Here is an 18,790-nt window from a genome sequence, read left to right as displayed (position 1 = left end):
AATGAAGAGCCCTACACCAACAGCTCTTCCCGTTTCCCCTACTGGCCTGCTTCTCCCGATTTTAGTAAGGTGATCAGCATATCCAGACCCTGTTCCATCTCTCTTCTGTACTGCGCGGCACCGATCCGCTGGTACAGTTTTTTGCACAGATTGAGGGCGGTCGCGTTAAAACCGGCCAGGCTTTGTGCAATCCCGTTAGCGCGCGCCAATACTTCTCCCCGCGGGCAAACCCAGTTCACCAAGCCGATCTCCTGCGCCTTGCGGGCGGAAATCGTCTGGCCGAAAAAGGCCAACTCCATCGCTTCCTTCCGGCCCAAGGTACGGCTTACCCCGGTCAAGGCCATCATGGGAGCAAGACCGGAAGTAATCTCCGGGACACCAAATTCCGCTTCTTCAGAGGCAACCGCCAGGTCACAGGCTTCGACCAGATGAAACCCGCCACCGAGGGCGTGCCCCTGCACGGCGGCGATCACCGGTTTGCTAAGACCGGTAATCGTCAGGTGCAAATCGATAAAACTCTCCCCGAATTTCCTAATCTCCATGGAACTTTGGTGCCGAAAGTCGCCCAACTCGCCGCCGTTACAGAAGTATTCCCCCTCGCCGGTGAGGACCACGACGCGGCAATCCCCGTTGTCCTCCGCTTTCTTTAGGGCCAAAACCATTTCGTTCATGGTTTGAATATTTAGTTTGTTGGTCTGTGCCGGACGGTTTATGGTCAAAAGGCCGACGTTCCCTTGTTGCGCGTAGCGAATATTTTTATAATCCATCATTGCCACCCTTTTCTGTCGTTAAGCCACGACCAGCCTTGGCCTATCCAAAGATTCCCCGGTACTGTTTGTAGGGTATCCTTCCAAAGAGAATCTAAATAGATAAGATCCCGCTTCAGGTAAACAACCCTTATAGCAACACAAAATATTGGATCGGCAGAACAATAAAGGTCGACATGGCGGTGGTCACGATCCAACAAGTGTTGGCCAGATCGACATCCAAATCATAGATGGTGGGCGGGACCATTGCTATGAAGCCGACCGGCATCGCCGCCAAAACAGCCACTACTTTTAATGGGAGCCCATTGTCGATTTTTCCTAAGCCCACCAGAGTCCCAAAACCGATCGCAATCAAGGGAACGACAACAAATTTGATTGCCGCCACCAAAAAAGCGGGTTTCAGATAAGGACCCATCCGCTGAAATTTTAAGGCCATACCGATCGAAACCAAGAGCAAAAAGGAGCTGAGCGGAATAACAATAAAATTAATCTGTTGATAGAATTCAGGCCGTGGAAGACCGCTAAGGTTGAGGACGAATCCCAGCCAGATACTTCCCAAAAGGACCAGGACAAAAATATCGGTGAAGATAATCTTCAACCTTGTAATGAACCCTTCGCCTCCGGCCGCCGAGGAACTGAAGGACTTGGCGATCGGGAAACCGACGGCATAATAGAGGAACTCCTCCAGGAGTTTATAAAAGGAAACCAAAGCAAAACCGGGCTCGCCAAAGAAATAATAACAGACCAGCCCCCCAAGGGAACCAATATTGGCAAACGAACCGCAAACGATGTAGGCTCCCGTTTGGTACCGGGACATTTTTAAGAGCCTGGCCACCAAGAAAGCAAGTATTCCCCCAACTATTAGATTATTCATTCCGATAAACGGCATCGCCGCCACTTCAGCATGTCTCCATTCCACCACCCAGATCGCACCGATAAAGGCAATCGGGTTCAAACCCAATAAGGCGATTTTTTGCAAGGTTTTTCGAATCTCGCCAACCGGGCGGGAAGTCTTGATCAGGTTATGGTCGATCATTAGGCGAAACACATACCCGGTCAAGAGTCCACCGATTACGATACCTAGTGAAGACAGGAGTCTGCTCATTTTATACCCCTTCTTCCTTCATGAATTTTAAATTTTGAATTCAAAATAAAAGATTATAATATTACATATAAAAAGTACGCCACCAACCCGAAAACACCTTCTTTTTTATCTATTTATGCCAATAATAATTTTTTTATCGCTAAAAAATAAAAACACCTCCCCTCGGATTTTAGCCCGTGGAGGTGTAAGGTCGGCGCATGTTTAGCCTAAACAGAAATCAATCTTATATGACATTTAATCGGTAACAACCGGATAGCCCATCTTGAGCCATCCGTTATTCATCCCGCCATTTAAAGAACGGGCTCGGTAACCGGCCAAGTTTAAAGCAGCCGTCGTCTGGCCTCCGGTTTGACCGGTATAACAGTAGACAATGATCATCCGGTCGGTCGGGAGTTTATTCAGGTTCTTCCCTACTTCGGCAAAAGGAATATTGACCGCGCCTTTGATATGACCGGCCGCATAATCCGCCGCCGCGCGGATATCGAGAATGAAAATGTCCGGATCATCCTGGTCAATTAATGCCTTTAACTCTGCTTCCGGTATCTTGTAGAGATCATCCGGCATTCTTTCAAAATAGGCGGCCACCGCTGCTCTTATCACCTGACGGTCATCCCCGCCGGCCCCGGCTTGCGGCCAACCGCCACCGACCATGGCAATCACCAGAAAAACAAGGATTGTCGCCGCCGTATACACAACTGCTTGATGACGATCTTTTAACACTTAAACCCCTCCTTCATTTCTCTGTGCTCTTCTTTTCTCATCCCAGTAATCCATGGCGTAAACCAGCCCCCCCAGCATCACGCTGAAGAGAACAGCGGTCGTAAAGGCATTGAACGGAAGTAGATCAATCAGACTAATCTCCCCGAAATTAGTGCCGGAAAATTGTAGCAATCCCGCTTGTTGTAATAACGTATAAACCAACACGCCGAGCAAACCGCCGAGGATCGTATAACCGGCGTCCTTCTTACCCTCCGCCCAGGCGCCGATACTCGTTCCCGGACAGTAACCGGAGAGGGCGAAACCAACCCCGAAGATCAGCCCCCCGGCCAGATTCGCCCAGGGGTTAGTGGGAATTAAGTCCAGCGAGACCAAGCCGAGCGTCCGCAGGCCAAAGATCCCCACTGCACTGATCGCCACGCTAAAAAGCATAAATTTGGCAATCGTCAAATCTTTCAGCCGCAACGTATTGATAATATTGTGATAATCCAAAGCGCCAACCCGGTACAAGATATAACCAAAACCGATCCCAAAGACAATCGCCGGTACTGGATTCATCTGGCATCCCCCTTTCGGTAGAGCAGTAACGCAACCGGAATCCCCGCGGCAAATACAGCGCCGCCGAAGAGCAGACCGCTGACCGCCAGTTGGCTCATCCCGCTAATCACGTGCGAGCTGGTACACCCGCCGGCAATTCTGGCCCCTAACAACAGCAAAAAGCCGCCAACCAAGGCATGCAAGTAACGCAGACGGGGGCGAAAACCAAACCTCTCCTGCCACAGCTTCGGGACGGGGTCCACTTTCTGCTTACCATGGACCAATCTCGCCGTTAATCCGCCCAAGAAAATCCCTAATACCAAATACCACTGCCAACCGACGCTTAGCACGCTCCCGGTCCCACAAGTTCCGGCCGTCCAGGCGTTAGCCGGAATCGCAGTGGTAAAAAACTGGGTCAGATACCCGGTGGTCTGCGCATAAGCCGTCGTCGTTCCCAAGTGATTTCCGCTTAAAAAGATTAGGATATTCCATAAACCAAGGATTAATCCGCCTTTTACCCATGACCACTTGGCCCTCATTTCCCGTCGTCCCTCCATTTTTAATATACTTATACCCCTATGGGTATCTATTAATTAGGGTATACTTTCTTCCGTCCATTGTCAAGTAGAAATTAAAGCAAAAAAGCCGTCCCCGTGAAACGGAAACGGCCTTTGGATTAGCGGATGTTTTTATTAATGAATCTGGGCTACCCTTACTCTTTTATATTCAACTGCCTGACCGGTCTGGCTTCAATATATCCCCGGTACCCCATGGGCGCCATTTGAAACCTGGGTCCGTCTTCGTCAGCCCAGTAAAAACCGTAAAGTTCCGGGTTGTAGCTTTTCATCGCCGCCCGCAAATCATCAATCGCCTTTTCATAGTCTTCATCGGTATAGGGCGGTCCCTGAAACACCATCATCTTACAAGGCGGCAACTCCATGATCTCAAATCCGGCCGGGATATCCCCGTTATAATCGACCGGGACTTCCACTCCTTGCACATACTCCGAGGTCCCCGGCCGACGGAATTTCTCCGGCAGCCACATCCCGATCGGCTCATACAAGGCTTCTTTGATCCCGGTAAGGACCTCCCAAACCTCACAACCAACTTCTTCGCAGTATTCAAAGTAATGAGTCGCTTTCACCCCCCGCTTTAAAATCACCTTGCGGGCCGGGCGATCAACTACCTGCACAAAGACGGTATTAATATTAGCGTTGTTTGGCATTTCCTCCGCTCCTCCTTGTAATTTGAGGTAATAATCACGGAACCGGTCCGGCATAAACAGCTTAATCCCGGGATTACCCTTTTCCCGGGCAAACCGCCGCGGCGATACGCCAAATTCCCGGGAAAACGCCCGCGTAAACCCTTCATGAGAGCCAAAGACAAAATCGAAAGCCACATCGATAATCTTCGGTTTCTCGCTCGCTTGCAGCTGAAGAGCGGCCTGGGTTAAGCGCCTTGCCCGGATGTAAGCAAAAGGTGTTTTACCGGTCAGCTCTTTAAAAATACGCCCGGCATGCCATGGCGAATACCGGGCGACCTCCGCCAGCATTTTCAGGGTAATCGGTTCATTGATATGTTCTTCGATAAAATCCTGCATCCGTTGGACCGCCAACACCTTATCCCGGCTTTCCATGACCTCACCTCCTGGTACAGTATACCATTACCGAAGCGAGTTTGCTTGACCGCTTTTGCTCTCCTCTAAAGCACCCGGCAATTCTTTATCTTTTGGGTAACGAAGCGCATAATTTCAATAACATTTGCTTTTCTCTAGAAGTCCTCCTGCTATGGCTATAGCACCGGGTATTACCTGGAGATAAGGCGGGATTAGTGAAAAAATTACTGCTGGTCATACCTTTGTCACTCAAGAGGTTACTTGGGATCTGAGCCCAGTTTATAATTACGCTCCATTCACGGCTCGTCGCAAATCAAAGGAGCGCCTTCCTGTGTTAGAAACAGCGCTCCTTTTTAATTCTCCGCATTAATTCCGTTAATAATTTAAAACATGCTACAAATTTGGGTTCTTTTTAGCTTCATTTTACCACCGCTAGCTGATAATCTTCGTGGCATTCTCTTTCAGTTCATTGATGATCCGGACAAACTCCTCCCGCAACCTGTGGTCGAAGAGATGGACAAAACTCCGCGGTTTGTCAAAGGGCGGTTTGGTCAGTTCGGCCGGGCTCTCCATATAGCCGTTTTGGACAATGTAATCGATGACTTTTTCGACAAAGGCAATCTGGTCGGAATTAAGGTTCTGCTCGTTGATGAAGGAGGAGAAGGCTTTATAGGCGGCTTCCCGCTCCATCTTCGCGATCCTCCGCACCAGGAGCCCGAAGGGGGTATCCCTGAAACTCCGCTCGTAATCCTCTCTTGTCCCCAGTTCCCCGGTGAAAATCCGCTCCAGCATCTTATAGTCGGTTTCAGTCAAGGGAATGTTGTTCCTCAGTTTATAGATAGCGATGTTATCCTTATTCTCTTCAATATACTTGTTGACTTTTCGTCTGTACTCGTGGAGGTTATAGTCAATCCGGTAATCTTTACCAACCAACCGCTCAAGCTCTTCATCGTGGAGGTTAGTGTAGATCAGGACCGGCGGCTCCCCGCCAATAAGCTTCATCAGGTCCCGGAGTTCCACCCGGATCTTTTCCAGCCATAAAAGATCGGCCTCCGCCCAAAACTCCTCTGTGGTTACTTCCCGGAGAAGAGTTATTTTTGCTTTGACCTGCGGCAGATTACCGTTCTTGAGCAAAAGGGAAGCACGGTCCATCACATTCTGCTTTAGCCTTTTGAAAATACCCTTCCCTTCCAACTGCGCCAGCATCAAACCGTACATTATATTGTCAAACTCCAGCGCCCGGTCGTCGCTATCGATGGTCGTCACCAGGTCGGCCAGGTTATCGATGAGTTCACTTTTATCCTGCTCGGAAAGGTTGGCAAAAGCCGCTTCCCGCCTATACTTCTCGACATATTGCCGCTTCATCCGCACGTCAATGCGTTCCGGTGACAACCCGGCAATCTGCCTGCTTACTTCAGCGACAAGCCCGTTGCGCCAAACCTGATATTCTTCGTCCTTGTAGGCCGTATCCTGCAGGTGGAAAATGAGGCGGACACGCTTGATAAAAACCTCGGCCGTGGTCGAGCGGGTCACCGCCGCTTCTCTCCCCTGCTGATGCTCGCGGAAAAACTCAAAATTGCCCAGGTAATCAAAGATATAGAAATATTCTTTGTGCCGGCCTGGACCGAAAAGGTTCTTACAAGTTCTGGTCCCCCGTCCGATCATCTGCCAGAACTTAATCTTCGAACGGACCCGTTTGAAGAAGACCAGGTTGACGATTTCCGGGACATCGATCCCGGTATCGAGCATATCAACGGAGACGGCGATATACGGTTCCTTCTCCGGGTCCTTAAACTGCAGAATCAAGTCCAGCACATAATCGTCGTCGCAGACCACCCGGCGGCAGAAGGTCCCTTTGTACTCCGGGTAGAGGGCGTTGAACCGGTCGACAATAAACTGGGCATGGTTCTTGTTCTGCGCAAAGATAATCGTCTTCCCCACCCGGTTGCCGCTGCTGTCCCGCAAGCCGTTGGTCATCAAGTCGTTGATCACGCGATCCACGGTATCCTGGTTGAAGATGAACTCATTGAGCTCCGACGGGAGAATCTCCTCGGGCATCTCCCCGTCCTCGTCGGTGAAATCCTCCTCGTATCTTTCCTTATCTTCCGGCGAAAGTTCGTCATAAGAAATCCCGTGGGTCAGGAATTTCGTCTTGACCTCAATATTGTAGTAGGGGACCAGGACCTCGTCCTTAATGGCGGTCTCATAATCATAGGCAAAGGTCGGCACACCCTTCTCCGCCTCAAAAAACTCATAAGTACTCTTGTGCACATCCTCCCGGGGCGTGGCGGTTAATCCCACCAAGTAGGCGTCGAAATAGTCGAAGATCGCCTTGTACTTCCGGAAGATGCTGCGGTGACTCTCGTCCACGATGATCAAGTCAAAATGGGCGGGACTAAAGATGCAACCGCCATCCTCATTCCGCATGTTGTTGATGGTATTCAGCATGGTGGGGTAGGTGGAAAAGACCACCCGGGCATTGCGGTCGTCTTTGTTGGATAAAAGGTTACAGAGGGACATATCGGGCAGGAGGTTCTTGAAGACATCCTTCGCCTGGTGGACCAGGGCAGTCCTGTCGGCCAGGAAGAGGGTGTTCGTCACATAGCCGCCCCGGGAGAGGACATCGGTCAGGCTCACCGCGGTCCTGGTTTTCCCGGTGCCCGTCGCCATCACCAAAAGCGCCTTCCGGTGGCCCTTTTCAAAATGGTCGCAGACCGCCCGCACCGCCTGTTTTTGGTAATAGCGGTCGGTGATCCGGTCGTCAATCGGGATGGTGCTCAGCTTCTGCCGGGAGGTCCGCCGGTTAATCAGCCGTTGCAGGTCGTCCCGGGAAAAAACACCGCTCACCCGGCGCTGCGGCCCGGTCCGGTCGTCCCAGAGAAAATAGTCATAACCGTTGGTGTTGAAAATGATCGGCCGGCGCCCGGTCATCTTCTCAAGACAATCGGCGTATAGCTTGGCCTGGTGGGTCCCATCCCGGGCATCCTTAAAGGTCCGTTTGGCCTCGATGATCGCCAGCGGCAGCCCGTCTTTCCCCCAGAGCACATAGTCGACAAAGCCTTCCCCGGAGCCGGACTCCCGCGGCATCCCCACCACCCGCATCTCTTCCTCGACGCAATCCCTCCGGTCGGTCTGGGAGAAACGCCAGCCCATGAGTTTCAGATCCACATCAATGTACTTCTTCCGCGTGGCAAACTCCGACAGGTTCTCCGGTGTAAATACCCTTTCCGCTTTGTATTTTTCTTTATATGCTGTAAGCTCCGCGCTCTTTTCCCGGAGTTCCGCCAGGAGTCTGGCGATCTCTTTATCCTTTTCATCAATGAGTTGTTCCGTTTGTTCTTTGAAACGCTGGAATTCCGCTGTTAACCGCGCCTCAATCTCACGGGCTGCTTCCAGATCACCGACGGTTTCCGGGATCAGCCTTTCGTCAAATCTCCGTTCCTGATAGTCCTCGCCATAACAGTAATCAATCCATTGTATAAACTCAAACAAGATGGCCAGGGAAAGCACAGCGTCATTCCGGGTGATAACTCTCCCCGTATGAACCGCCAGGTTCCCCACTTTGATAATATACTGTAGCTTTGGCCAGGTCGCCGGGTCAACCGCATAGCGGAAGCTTTCTTCGTGAACCAACGCCTGCAGGTGATTCCTGTACGGCATCTTCATGGTGTTATCAGCCGAATAGACCCATTTCACCGCCAGCTCAAACGCCTTCCTGCTCCCAACCGCAGACATGGCCGGCGAAACAGGCAATACCTTCTCCGCCTCAATACAAGCCGTAGCAAAGAGGCGGTAAGCGGGTATGCTTTTCAGAAACTCAAAATTGCCGGCCATGGGATCACCTGCCTAATCAAAATACTCGCTCATTAGGCTCTTGAAAAGGTGCTCGCTCTCGGTGATGGCTTGCTTGACAAGGGCTTTTTGTTCTTCGATCTTGGCGACGATCTCGGCAAATTTGTTTTGGAGATCGAGGGGTGGGATTGGTATATCAATATTTTTTACATCGTAATCAGTTACTGCAGGGTAACTTGCTCCTCGTGCAAGACTGACTAGTTTATCGATAAAATAATCGGATTTTACAATTTCAAAAAGATAACGGTAGTTTATGGTGCTTTTGCATCTCAAAACACAAAACCCTGTTGAACCAATTACTTTTTTGCCGGTATTAATGTTGTTTATGGCTACTGCATTAAGATTTGGTCTTACAGTAGATACTAATATATCATTTAGCTCTAGAATTTGCTTTGCTCTACTTGGTGCATCTTTAGAATTGATATTTTTTACGCTAATAATTTCCTTTTCTGTATTGCTTATAGCTGATATATCTACATACGATATTTCGATTTTTTCATTGCCACTTAGCTTTTTAATGTTATCATGACATACCTCTCCAATCTTGGTTCTTGCCCATTTTTTTTTATTAAGCCTAATGTCCCCAAACATCTCATAAAAGACTGCCTTAATCAAGTTATCAAGTTCTGCAAGCTGTTTTTTATATCCGTCGATTATTTCTTGGGTTTTATCTAGGGTGTCGGCGATGTATTTTTGGATGTTTAAAGGAGGAAAAATAAATTGTAATTCTTTTAAAGCAGTTACAGTAAAACTAGCCTGATTAACTGACTTTTTTGTTATTCTTGGAATCTGTCTCTTGAAAAATGGAGAATTTAAATAATAAAACGTGTACCTATAATTTACCTGTTCTTTTTTTAAGCGTAGACATAACAAGTTCATACCATGTATTATTGTTTCATTATTGATATTCTCGTAATAAGCAGTCTTTCCTAAATGACTTATGCTGTTAATATGAGACATCAAAATATCTCCTGTTTTAAGTACATAATCCTCATACTTACCCAAATCATAAATACCCGCATAACCCATTTTACTTCTATCAAATACTCCATTTGATATAGTCTCAATACGTGTAATAGGAAAACCTTTTTTACTATTATCTTGTTTTATACTTGCACCATTCCTAATAAATTCACACACATCTCCTATTCTCACCATTGGCCATTTACCCATTTCTCAGCAACTCCCTCAATTCTTCCATCTTGGCGCTAATATCCAACGCCAGTTGGTCCAGGCGGGCCATGATGACTTCCGGTTTGTCGTACTCCACTTTCTCGTATTCAATCTCTTTGTAACGGTTGATGGAGAGGTCGTACCCGTTCTCTTTGATCTCTTCCTTGTCCACCAAAAAGCTTTGCTCTGTGCGTTTCCGATTTGCTTCTCCTTCGAGGTTATGGAATCTGGCGATAATATCGGGAATATCCCCTTCATGGCCAAGGTCGGTCCGTTTATCATCCAGGGAATAGCCGTCGGATTTCATATCATAAAACCAGACTTTGTCTGTACCTCCGGCATCAGTTTTTGTAAAGACCAGGACAGCAGTAGAAACACCGGCGTACGGTTTGAACACCCCGCTGGGCATGGAGATGACCGCCCGTAGGTGTTGGTTCTCCACCAACTCCTTTCGCAAGGCTTTATGTGCTTTAGACGTGCCGAATAAGACCCCGTCCGGGACAATGCAGGCGCACCGGCCGCCTCTTCTTAACATCCGGAGGAAAAGGGCGACAAAGAGCAACTCCGTCTTTTTGGTGTTGCAGACTCTTTTCAAGTTATCATGGATACTCTCCGCATCGATCGTCCCAGTGAAAGGCGGATTCGCCAAGATAAGGGTAAACTTGTCCTCAATGTTATTCTGTTTAGAAACACTATCGGTATAGCTTATATGGGGATTTGTTACGGAATGCAGCATCAGATTCATAGCGGACAAACGCAGCATTGTCCGGTCAGTGTCAAATCCGGTAAACATTTCCCCGGTAAACCGCTCCCATTGCTCCGGCGTCATGGTTTTCTCATATTTTTCTCTGATATACTCGGCGGTCGAAACCAGGAATCCGGCGGTACCGCAGGCCGGGTCACAGATCAGATCATCAGGTGTCGGTTCTATCAGCCGCACCATCATGTCCCGGATATGTTTCGGGGTCCGGAACTGCCCGTTCTGACCGGCTGTATTCAGTTTACTGAGCATATACTCGTATAAATCCCCAAGCGTATCCTTGTCCTTGATATCATGCTCATAAAGTTCATCCAGCCCGGTAATGACTTTCTGCAACACCTGCGGAGTGGGCAAAAGGAAGAGCGCGTCCTCCATGTACCGGGAGAAGGCGGACTCAGCGTCTCCGTTCAGAGTTTTAATGAAAGGAAAGACCTTATCCCTAATGAGTTCAAAAATCTCCCGCGCATCTTTATCTTTAAACTTAGACCAACGCATGGCTTGTCCTTCCGGGGTCTGCGGGAAGATCTTCGGCACTTCCACCCCCAGGGCTTCCAGACTTTCGTTTTCGTTCTCTTTTTCATCCAGAGCACGGATAAACATTAAGTAGGTCAACTGCTCTATTACAGTCAGGGGTTGAGTGATTCCTCCCGCCCAGATGTCGGTCCATATTTTATCGACCTTATTCTTAATCGCACCGGTAATCATCTGTTCCAGCTCCTCTAAGATGTAATATCTTTATTTGTTGATAAAGACGCACTTTAATTTCAATAATATTCGCCTTTCTTTGGCGATTTTCCTGCCCTCGCCCAGTTTTCCGGCTTCATCAGATAATAATAAAAAACCTCCTCACCCAAGTTCTGTCTTCTGGTGAGGAGGTTTCTGCCCTTTCAGCGGTACCGTCAGGTACCGTCAGCGGTGTGGTACCGCAAACGCGGCGAAATGAGCAATCGTCTTAGAGTTTAATCTGGGTTTTTAAGACCGGCAACACCTGCTCATACTCTCTTTTGACAATCCGGTAGGCCGGTTGTTCCCTGCGCCGGTATGGTTCACTGTGGTGAACGGGACGGACCCCGCCGGCCAGATAGCTGTCCACATATCTCCGCCATTCGACACTGCTAAAAGGAAGAATCCTCTGTTCGGCACATGCCGTAACAATCTGCAGATACTCCATAAAAATGGGTTCGGCATCCTCCCTTTTTTCCGCGGCGGAGCGCTGAAAGATTTGAAATAGCCATTCCGGTGGCAACTGCCAGTACTTCCATGCGGCCAGGTTACAACGGCTGTATTCGGTGGAGATGGGTTCGAACACTTTAATCCTCCGCGGCATGGTCTGTTCAAGCTCGGCCAACAGATTGGCGCGGGCTTGCTCCAGGTCCGTCAAAAGATGTTCGGCCCCAAAAGCCGCTTGAAAGCATAACTTGACGCCATCCTGCGCGGTCATGCTCGGATGCAGCAAAGCCTGGTTTCTTAGGTAGCTGGCAAACGTTGCTTCCCGCATGCTTTTACTCCGCCGGGTACCGTTCCGGGATCAGCTTCGCTTTCATCAGGGCAACAACCAGGGCCGGGATGAGCGTCAGCTGGATAACCAAGGCGGGCCAACTGGTGACAAAATAGCTGGTAACCCAGGCGGCAAACGAGTAGCGGCCGGGGGCGAAAATCAGCGCCCGGGCGACCCCGGCCACAATCCGCCCGGCCAGGAGCGCCACCACCAAACTGCTGTAGAGATCGGCGTAAAGCTTTTTCGTACGTACCAGGTTAATCATAAGTCCGCAAACCAGGCCGTAGGCGGCAAGTTCAACCATCATCGACGGCAAATAGGCCATGGGCGGCATGCCCGTGAGCAAAGCAGATAGCAGGGGTCCGGCCAATCCGCAAAGCAGCCCGTAGGCCCAACCACAGATTAATCCACACAACAGGACAGGAATGTGCATTGGCGAGAAAATACTGCCCGCATTCGGAATGGCGTGGAACGCCATCGGCAAGACAACACACAGACCGATCGAGACGGCGGTAATAATTGAGCATTTTACAGAAGACATCTTGGACATCGGTTTTTTACCTCCCAATTAATTACTATATATTAAGGCGCAAGGCCTTATTACCATCGCAACAAAAATTGGACAAGGCAAATTAAGGCACACACCACCAGGGCACCGTAATCGGCCAGGACCAGGGGTTCTTTCTGCCGCTGGGTACGGTTCTTGGCATTGCGGTAGCCGCGCGCCTCCATCGCCAGGGCCAACTCCTCGGCCCGGCGGAATGCGGAAATAAAAATCGGCACGACCAGGGGAAGAAAACTCGCCGCCCGTTCCGACAGCTTCTTACTTTCAAACCGGGCGCCCCTGGCGATCTGGGCCATCTTGATTAACTCCGATTCCTCCAGCAAAGTGGGGATAAATTGAAAGGCCACACTGATGATCATGGCCACCTCTTCGGTGGGGACACCGACGAGCGCCAGCGGCTTAATCAGGCTCGCCAGCGCCGTGGTGACCTGGGTGGGCAAAGTTGTCATGGTCAGCAGATTACCCAGGATCAGTACGAGGACCACATTGCTCACCACGCGGAAGCCTTGCCCCATCCCGCCGCGGGAGAGCTGGAAAATCCCCCAGGAGACCAGGGCATCCTCCCCGTCGAAGAAGAAGGCATTCATCAGCCATATCACCAGCAAGAACAGGTACATGCTCCGGGCCGGGGCCACGGCGTAGCGCAGCGGGAGCCCGGAAAACAGGATGAGGATAGCAATCACCGCCACCACCAGGGCGTAACCCCAAAGCGACGAAGCGCCGATGACGGCGGCGATCAGGAAGAAAAGACAGAGCATTTTTGCTCTGGCATCGAGCCGGTGCAGGAAGGAATGGCCGGGCAAATACTGGCCGGCCGGCAGGGTCCTCATTCCTGACCACCTCCGCTTAGTTCTTGCTTGAGGACGGCGAGTAAATCGGCGTAGGTGACGACCGTAGCGGGAAGGGCCAGGTTACGTTCGGCAAGCCGGGTGGCAATTCTTTGCGCAGTCGTTTGACCAAGAAAACCGTTCTTCCTTTGCTGCAGGCGGATGAAAACCTCTCTGGTCGGTCCGGAGTCAAGCAGGCGGCCCCGCTCCAGCACCAGCAGATGCCGGGTATACTCGGCCAGGGCCTCCATGTTGTGGGAAACCACAAGAATGGTCGTTCCGGTTTGGTTCATTTGCGTCAGTAACCGTAAAAAGTTATCCCGGCCGGAGGGGTCAAGTCCGGCAATGGGCTCGTCCAGGATTAGAATCCGTGGTTTGGTGACAAGCACACCGGCAATTGCGACCCGCCGTTTTTCCCCGCCGGAAAGGGCCAGCGGCGATTGATGGCGGACTTTTTCAAAGTCAAAGCCCATGGTTTCCAAGGCCCACCGGACACGGGCGGTTACTTCCTGGTGGGTCAAACCGCTGTACTTCAACCCGAAGGCGACGTCTTTTTCCACCGTCGCGGCAAAAAGCTGGTATTCCGGTTCTTGAAACACCACGCCCACCGTTTGCCTTAAACGGTTCCGGTCGTAAGCTTTGGCGGTGATCTCCTCGCCGTTGATATAGATCCGCCCGCCGGCGGGCGCGCGTAGTCCGGCCAGCAATTGGACCAAAGTGGTTTTGCCACTGCCGGTGGTCCCCATGATCCCGACGAAGTCGCCTGGCCCAATCGAAAAGGAGACGTCTTTCAGGGCTTCGACTTCCTCCCCCGTGGGCTGCCGATAAGAAAAGCTCAGGTTTTCGACTTTAATTGACATATTGCTTCAACCAGTTCCTCCTCCGTCAGTGGGCAGCGGTTTAAATAGACACCCGCCTGTTGCAGGTCATAATAGAGGCGCACCGGCAGGGGCGGGATGAGCTCCGCCGCCCGCATCAGGTCGCGATTGGTCAGGATCGATTGCGGTCGGCCGCAGGCCAAAATCCGGCCTTGATGCATTAAAATGATTTGGTCGGCGGCTACCGCTTCCTCCACATAATGGGTGATGGCGATGATCGTCTTGCCGGCTTGGCGCAGCTTATGCATGATCGCCACCACTTCCTGCCTGCCGCGGGGGTCCAGCATGGCGGTGGCCTCATCAAAGATGATAATCTCGGGTTCCAACGCCAACACACCGGCCAAAGCAACGCGCTGTTTTTGCCCGCCGGACAGCGTATGCGGCGCCCGCTTCTCGTAACCGGTCATCTCGACCATCGCCAGGGCCGCTTGCACCCGCGCCGGAATTTCGGCGCGGGGGACTTCGTAGTTTTCAAGGCCGAAGGCGATGTCCTCCTCCACCACCGAAGAGACAAACTGGTGGTCGGGATTTTGAAACACCATCCCGCAGAGGCGGCGCAGGCGCCAGATCTCCTCCTCATTCCGGAGATCAATCTGCGCCACCTTTAGTTCCCCCTGTTGCAGTTTAAGCAGGGCATTGAGGTGTCTGACCAGTGTTGATTTGCCGGAACCGTTCCCGCCAAGAATGGCGACAAACTCACCCTGTTTGATGCGCAGGTCCACATCTTGGAGGGCAAAGAAACCGCCACCGTCGTATTTGTAGCAAATATTTTCCCCCTCAACCAGCACAGGTTTCCCCCCAGACCAAACAAAACCGCGAAGGCAATACTTCCGTCAGGAAGTCAAATCACCTTCGCGGTAATCAGTTCGCATGGATATTGGTTTTTTATAGTTATATAGTTTAGATTAGCCGGCTGTATTCAAATATATCAGGCTATATTGGCCGGTGATCAAATAATATAAGTAACGCAGGCTTTCTTCAGAAAGCAAACATTCCTTCGTGGAATGGATCAAACCATATTATACGGGATGGCCGCGGGAAAAGCAAGGGTGACGATGAGGATTTAAAGTCACGGTTACGCTCATTGCCGTTAAATAGCCCTATGAAAAGTATTTTTCCAATTCCACGGTATGCAGCCATTGATCATCTTTGTAGACGCGCATACATCCGGAGGAGATTTCGTCGATCAGGGCCACTTTACCGTCGATCCGGCCGAATTCCAGTTTTATATCATACAGCGTCAATCCTTTGGCTTTTAAATCATCACGAATGATCCTCGTGATCTGCTTGGTCAGCGTCCGTACTTCCTCGTATTCAGACCGGCTCATAATCCCTAACATAGCAAGGGCATCCGGAGTGATCATCGGATCGCCACGCTCGTCGTCTTTAAGGCTGACTTCAACGTAAAAATCCAAGTCCTGTCCTTCTGTGCAGTAATCGCCATAACGCCGGATGAAGCTGCCGGTGGCCTTGAGCCGGCAGATAATCTCGACCCCTTTACCAAAAATGGTAGCCGGTCTAACCGTCATTGTTCCTGCCTCCAAGTCACTGTCGATGTAATGGGTTAAGATCCCGGCCGCATTGATTTTTTCGAAATAATATTTGCTGATCCGCAAAGAGGACAGTCCCAATCCCTGGATCGTCGCTCCGACCTTGTTTCCGCCCGGGTCGAGCCGCCCGTCCTCGCCAACCGTGGCATCATCTTTAAATTTGAGCAGGATGTTCCCATCTTCCAAAGCGTAAACATCCTTTGTTTTGCCTTTTTTTATTAATTGCATTTAATACTCCTCCCGGTTTTATTTTGTCATTTGTTATTGTATCCCTGTTCGCCCTTGGCCATAAAACCCGTAATCCAGGCGGACAGTTATCTCTGACCACTAATATATCACCTGGCAATTTTCTTTTACAATAATCAAGTACAGAATCGAATAATACTAATAATACTTCTTACTCGGTTGGGCAGCACAAAGTTCAAATCTGAATAAGGTACTGTGCAGTGCTGTTTACCCCTGGTTGCCGGCGAGGCCCTGGATCGTTTTGACCACCGCTTGGATCATGGCGGATATGGACAAATCGGCCACGCCGACGACGATGTTATCGCAATGACTAATGGGAACCATGATTCTTTTGGCCGCACTTTGTCCCACGGCCCGCGCCATCCGCGGCGTAATCTCGCCGAAAAGGGCGTCCGCGATCACCATCCCAATCGGGCCGACAATAATATCGGCGTTACGGCAGCCGACCACCACGGCATTTTCTCCGGTGGCCGCATAGTCGGCTCCGGCTTTCAGCATGGCGGCAGTGGCCGTACTGTTGGTGCCAACCGCAGTCACCACCGCATTGGGAATACTTTGCTTGATCGCCGCCACCAGTTGCTTGCCAATCCCGCCACCCTGGGCATCAATTACTAAAATCTTCATGGCAGTCTCCCTTTACAACCTCCGGATTATTATTTTAAGACATCTCAGTGTTTAGACTCATACTTATAACCGCTGATCTTTTCGATCTGCGCAATTCGCCTTGCCGTCGAAGGATGGGTCTGGAACCTCTCGTCCAACTTCTTTAATTTAGTCGTCATATGGTTCAATCGCGCCAGCTTAAGGAGGGCGGTGATCATGACTTCCGGTTGAACACCAATTTCAAGCGCAAATTCATCCGCCTTTTTTTCTTGGTGTCGGTAGTATTTCAAGAGGCCGAGGGAGATATAGAAAAGAAATGGCCCCAGGAGAATGGCTAATCCTAAGTATACATTGATCTCTTTCCCGGTGTAATTTTCATACCACTCCAGCAGAGCTCCCACGAAAATAAGCTCGCATATCCCGCCAACAAGATACAACAGGCGTTTGAGCAGATGCTTATGCTTAAGGTGGCCAACTTCATGGGCAATAATCGCTTCAATCTCAGCGGGTTCGGCGTTTTCCAGATAATAGTCGCTGATCAAGACCTTGGGGTTTACCAAGCCCACCACCAGCGCATTGGCGATCTTTTTTCCCTTGGTGGGCCATTGATAGAACTGCGCCCGCTTGACTCCCGCTTTCACAAAGAGTTGGTCAAGGAGCCCCCTTAATCCAGCATCTTCCAAAGCAACCGCCTTTAATAACTTCGGATAGAAAAAGGGGAGGATTAGATTGAAGAGAAACATCATCGTGATTGGAATGGCGGCGGTGATAATATTCTCCAAAGCTTCACTCTCGACCTTGATTTCGCGCGCAAAAAACATAATGGTTCCGATGATCCCGGCCGGCACCAAAATCAGCAAGAAAGTTAAGGCCAGATCCCTAATCTGATTAAACAAGGATTCGGTTGTTCCTCTAATCCGCTGGTAAGTTTTATTGATGATTAATAATTGCCCAATGTTTACGACCATCAAAAAGACAAAAGGAATAAGGGTCATAAAAAGGATCCGTCCGGTTTTCCCATTAAGAGTAAAATACTTCGCGACCAAAAACTCCAAAGCGACGATCGTGACGATCTGCAGGATGGCCAAGATGTATTGGTTGTAGATGCGCAGTTTATTCACTGCTTCTTCCGGGGAGTTGGTTTTAAGGTAAACTTTTGATACGGACCGTTTGACCAAAAACTCGGCACCGTAGTTGATTACAATCAAGAACAGGATCAACAAGAACCTTAAACCATCGGGCAAATCAAAGATGATAAAACGAATAAAATTAGCCACGCCAATCCCCCCCCTTATCCCCGGCTGGTTGGTTTATACAAGGCCCTAGTTTACCCGACAGATCCGACGTATACCTTAGCAACAACGCCGGCTCCCAATCTCCAATCCCTTGCCATGTCCAAACGTAGTCGGCTTCCCGGCTGGACCACCCTTTTTAGTGCGCTCGTTAACCAAAGACCGCATTAACATCGATCCCCAAACCCGGGAAGACGAAAGAGGCTGCTCTTTCCCCTTTTTTAAAGGTCGTGGAGTTTTCGATCTCCCTTTCCTTAAACCAATAAACGGTGATCTCCTCGGCAAAAGGATTGACAATCCAGTATTCTTCCACCCCGCTCTGCATGTATAAATCCAGCTTTTTAATGAGATCTCTGCTTCTTGTCTTCTCCGAGAGAATCTCCACCACCAGAGTGGGCGTCCCCATATAAGTATCATCTTCTTTGATATTTTCCTGGTCGCAGATAACCAGCAGGTCAGGCTGAACCACGTTAGGCTTGCCTTCTTTATACAGTGTTACGTCGAGCGGTAAGGCCAAGGGAAAGCATTTTTTACCTTCAAACCAGGAAGAAAATTTATTCGCCATTGTCATTACTGTTTTTTGCCGCAAAAACTTTTTATTGTTACCGGTTTTGGCAGTAGACGGTTACTATCTCCGTCCTCGCTACCGTCCATGTATCCCTTTTCCTCCTTTACGCCTTTTAAATCTTACGATATTAAGATATTTTCTGTCAAGTTTCCGGGAATCCTTGGCGCGGCACCCGTTGGTGAAACGCCTATCCCCTTTCATCCAAACCTCACGATCAATTTCCATCTTTTTCTGCCG

The 18,790-nt window shown here is 50.0% G+C and carries 18 protein-coding genes; all 18 read right to left on the bottom strand.

The window, feature by feature from the left end; genetic code table 11:
* Positions 1 to 38: 38 nt before the first annotated feature.
* The 18 genes from G5B42_RS05315 to G5B42_RS05230 all read right to left on the bottom strand — a co-directional run bounded on the left by G5B42_RS05315 (position 39) and on the right by G5B42_RS05230 (position 18,556).
* Positions 39 to 767, bottom strand: a complete 729-nt coding sequence (locus G5B42_RS05315; RefSeq protein ID WP_181339419.1) for an enoyl-CoA hydratase/isomerase family protein — start codon at positions 765 to 767, stop codon at positions 39 to 41.
* A 130-nt stretch (positions 768 to 897) separates the two neighbouring features.
* A complete protein-coding gene (locus tag G5B42_RS05310; protein WP_181339418.1) occupies positions 898 to 1,872 on the bottom strand; it encodes an AEC family transporter in 975 nt (324 codons plus the stop codon).
* A 234-nt stretch (positions 1,873 to 2,106) separates the two neighbouring features.
* On the bottom strand, positions 2,107 to 2,592 hold the full coding sequence (locus G5B42_RS05305; protein WP_331274050.1) for a rhodanese-like domain-containing protein: 486 nt from the start codon (positions 2,590 to 2,592) through the stop codon (positions 2,107 to 2,109).
* Positions 2,593 to 3,147, bottom strand: a complete 555-nt coding sequence (locus G5B42_RS05300) for a YeeE/YedE thiosulfate transporter family protein (RefSeq protein ID WP_181339417.1) — start codon at positions 3,145 to 3,147, stop codon at positions 2,593 to 2,595.
* Positions 3,144 to 3,665, bottom strand: a complete 522-nt coding sequence (locus tag G5B42_RS05295; protein ID WP_181339416.1) for a YeeE/YedE thiosulfate transporter family protein — start codon at positions 3,663 to 3,665, stop codon at positions 3,144 to 3,146. The genes G5B42_RS05300 and G5B42_RS05295 overlap by 4 nt, the downstream gene beginning before the upstream one ends.
* 173 nt (positions 3,666 to 3,838) lie before the next feature.
* On the bottom strand, positions 3,839 to 4,762 hold the full coding sequence (locus G5B42_RS05290; protein ID WP_181339415.1) for an AraC family transcriptional regulator: 924 nt from the start codon (positions 4,760 to 4,762) through the stop codon (positions 3,839 to 3,841).
* A 411-nt stretch (positions 4,763 to 5,173) separates the two neighbouring features.
* Positions 5,174 to 8,575 (bottom strand): DEAD/DEAH box helicase family protein, encoded by a 3,402-nt coding sequence (locus G5B42_RS05285; RefSeq protein ID WP_181339414.1) that lies wholly within the window; start codon positions 8,573 to 8,575, stop codon positions 5,174 to 5,176.
* Between the two features lie 12 nt (positions 8,576 to 8,587).
* The gene (locus tag G5B42_RS05280) at positions 8,588 to 9,766 is read right to left on the bottom strand and encodes a restriction endonuclease subunit S (protein ID WP_181339413.1); all 1,179 of its coding nucleotides are present in this window, start codon (positions 9,764 to 9,766) and stop codon (positions 8,588 to 8,590) included.
* Positions 9,759 to 11,231, bottom strand: a complete 1,473-nt coding sequence (locus G5B42_RS05275) for a type I restriction-modification system subunit M (RefSeq protein ID WP_181339412.1) — start codon at positions 11,229 to 11,231, stop codon at positions 9,759 to 9,761. Before G5B42_RS05275 ends, G5B42_RS05280 begins: the two co-directional genes overlap by 8 nt.
* A gap of 247 nt (positions 11,232 to 11,478) precedes the next feature.
* On the bottom strand, positions 11,479 to 12,024 hold the full coding sequence (locus tag G5B42_RS05270) for a hypothetical protein (RefSeq protein ID WP_181339411.1): 546 nt from the start codon (positions 12,022 to 12,024) through the stop codon (positions 11,479 to 11,481).
* Positions 12,025 to 12,028: 4 nt separating this feature from the next.
* Positions 12,029 to 12,574, bottom strand: a complete 546-nt coding sequence (locus G5B42_RS05265; RefSeq protein ID WP_181339410.1) for an ECF transporter S component — start codon at positions 12,572 to 12,574, stop codon at positions 12,029 to 12,031.
* A 50-nt stretch (positions 12,575 to 12,624) separates the two neighbouring features.
* Positions 12,625 to 13,419: an energy-coupling factor transporter transmembrane component T family protein gene (locus G5B42_RS05260; protein WP_181339409.1), complete on the bottom strand. Its 795-nt coding sequence runs from the start codon at positions 13,417 to 13,419 to the stop codon at positions 12,625 to 12,627.
* Positions 13,416 to 14,276: an ATP-binding cassette domain-containing protein gene (locus G5B42_RS05255; RefSeq protein ID WP_181339408.1), complete on the bottom strand. Its 861-nt coding sequence runs from the start codon at positions 14,274 to 14,276 to the stop codon at positions 13,416 to 13,418. The genes G5B42_RS05260 and G5B42_RS05255 overlap by 4 nt, the downstream gene beginning before the upstream one ends.
* Positions 14,252 to 15,082: an energy-coupling factor transporter ATPase gene (locus G5B42_RS05250; protein ID WP_181339407.1), complete on the bottom strand. Its 831-nt coding sequence runs from the start codon at positions 15,080 to 15,082 to the stop codon at positions 14,252 to 14,254. Before G5B42_RS05250 ends, G5B42_RS05255 begins: the two co-directional genes overlap by 25 nt.
* 312 nt (positions 15,083 to 15,394) lie before the next feature.
* On the bottom strand, positions 15,395 to 16,072 hold the full coding sequence (locus G5B42_RS05245) for a phosphoribosylaminoimidazolesuccinocarboxamide synthase (protein WP_181339406.1): 678 nt from the start codon (positions 16,070 to 16,072) through the stop codon (positions 15,395 to 15,397).
* Between the two features lie 225 nt (positions 16,073 to 16,297).
* Positions 16,298 to 16,714 carry a DUF3842 family protein gene (locus tag G5B42_RS05240; RefSeq protein ID WP_181339405.1) on the bottom strand — a complete coding sequence of 139 codons (417 nt, stop codon included), beginning with the start codon at positions 16,712 to 16,714 and terminating at the stop codon, positions 16,298 to 16,300.
* Between the two features lie 44 nt (positions 16,715 to 16,758).
* Entirely contained in the window at positions 16,759 to 17,970 is a 1,212-nt protein-coding gene (locus G5B42_RS12255; RefSeq protein WP_181339404.1) for a M48 family metallopeptidase, read from the bottom strand.
* A 166-nt stretch (positions 17,971 to 18,136) separates the two neighbouring features.
* Positions 18,137 to 18,556: a Uma2 family endonuclease gene (locus G5B42_RS05230; protein ID WP_231133259.1), complete on the bottom strand. Its 420-nt coding sequence runs from the start codon at positions 18,554 to 18,556 to the stop codon at positions 18,137 to 18,139.
* Positions 18,557 to 18,790 lie beyond the last annotated feature (234 nt).

The sequence above is a fragment of the Capillibacterium thermochitinicola genome (assembly GCF_013664685.1).
Lineage (GTDB): Bacteria > Bacillota > UBA4882 > UBA10575 > UBA10575 > Capillibacterium > Capillibacterium thermochitinicola.
Note: the sequence above shows the minus strand (reverse complement) of the source record. Positions and strands in the feature narration are given on the sequence as shown.

What these genes read in the sequence shown, in the direction of transcription:
- G5B42_RS05315 (WP_181339419.1), bottom strand. Translation starts at nt 767, where the DNA reads ATGGATTATAAAAATATTCGCTACGCGCAACAAGGGAACGTCGGCCTT.
- G5B42_RS05310 (WP_181339418.1), bottom strand. Translation starts at nt 1,872, where the DNA reads ATGAGCAGACTCCTGTCTTCACTAGGTATCGTAATCGGTGGACTCTTG.
- G5B42_RS05300 (WP_181339417.1), bottom strand. Translation starts at nt 3,147, where the DNA reads ATGAATCCAGTACCGGCGATTGTCTTTGGGATCGGTTTTGGTTATATC.
- G5B42_RS05295 (WP_181339416.1), bottom strand. Translation starts at nt 3,665, where the DNA reads ATGAGGGCCAAGTGGTCATGGGTAAAAGGCGGATTAATCCTTGGTTTA.
- G5B42_RS05290 (WP_181339415.1), bottom strand. Translation starts at nt 4,762, where the DNA reads ATGGAAAGCCGGGATAAGGTGTTGGCGGTCCAACGGATGCAGGATTTT.
- G5B42_RS05285 (WP_181339414.1), bottom strand. Translation starts at nt 8,575, where the DNA reads ATGGCCGGCAATTTTGAGTTTCTGAAAAGCATACCCGCTTACCGCCTC.
- G5B42_RS05280 (WP_181339413.1), bottom strand. Translation starts at nt 9,766, where the DNA reads ATGGGTAAATGGCCAATGGTGAGAATAGGAGATGTGTGTGAATTTATT.
- G5B42_RS05275 (WP_181339412.1), bottom strand. Translation starts at nt 11,231, where the DNA reads ATGATTACCGGTGCGATTAAGAATAAGGTCGATAAAATATGGACCGAC.
- G5B42_RS05270 (WP_181339411.1), bottom strand. Translation starts at nt 12,024, where the DNA reads ATGCGGGAAGCAACGTTTGCCAGCTACCTAAGAAACCAGGCTTTGCTG.
- G5B42_RS05265 (WP_181339410.1), bottom strand. Translation starts at nt 12,574, where the DNA reads ATGTCCAAGATGTCTTCTGTAAAATGCTCAATTATTACCGCCGTCTCG.
- G5B42_RS05260 (WP_181339409.1), bottom strand. Translation starts at nt 13,419, where the DNA reads ATGAGGACCCTGCCGGCCGGCCAGTATTTGCCCGGCCATTCCTTCCTG.
- G5B42_RS05255 (WP_181339408.1), bottom strand. Translation starts at nt 14,276, where the DNA reads ATGTCAATTAAAGTCGAAAACCTGAGCTTTTCTTATCGGCAGCCCACG.
- G5B42_RS05245 (WP_181339406.1), bottom strand. Translation starts at nt 16,072, where the DNA reads ATGCAATTAATAAAAAAAGGCAAAACAAAGGATGTTTACGCTTTGGAA.
- G5B42_RS05240 (WP_181339405.1), bottom strand. Translation starts at nt 16,714, where the DNA reads ATGAAGATTTTAGTAATTGATGCCCAGGGTGGCGGGATTGGCAAGCAA.
- G5B42_RS05230 (WP_231133259.1), bottom strand. Translation starts at nt 18,556, where the DNA reads ATGACAATGGCGAATAAATTTTCTTCCTGGTTTGAAGGTAAAAAATGC.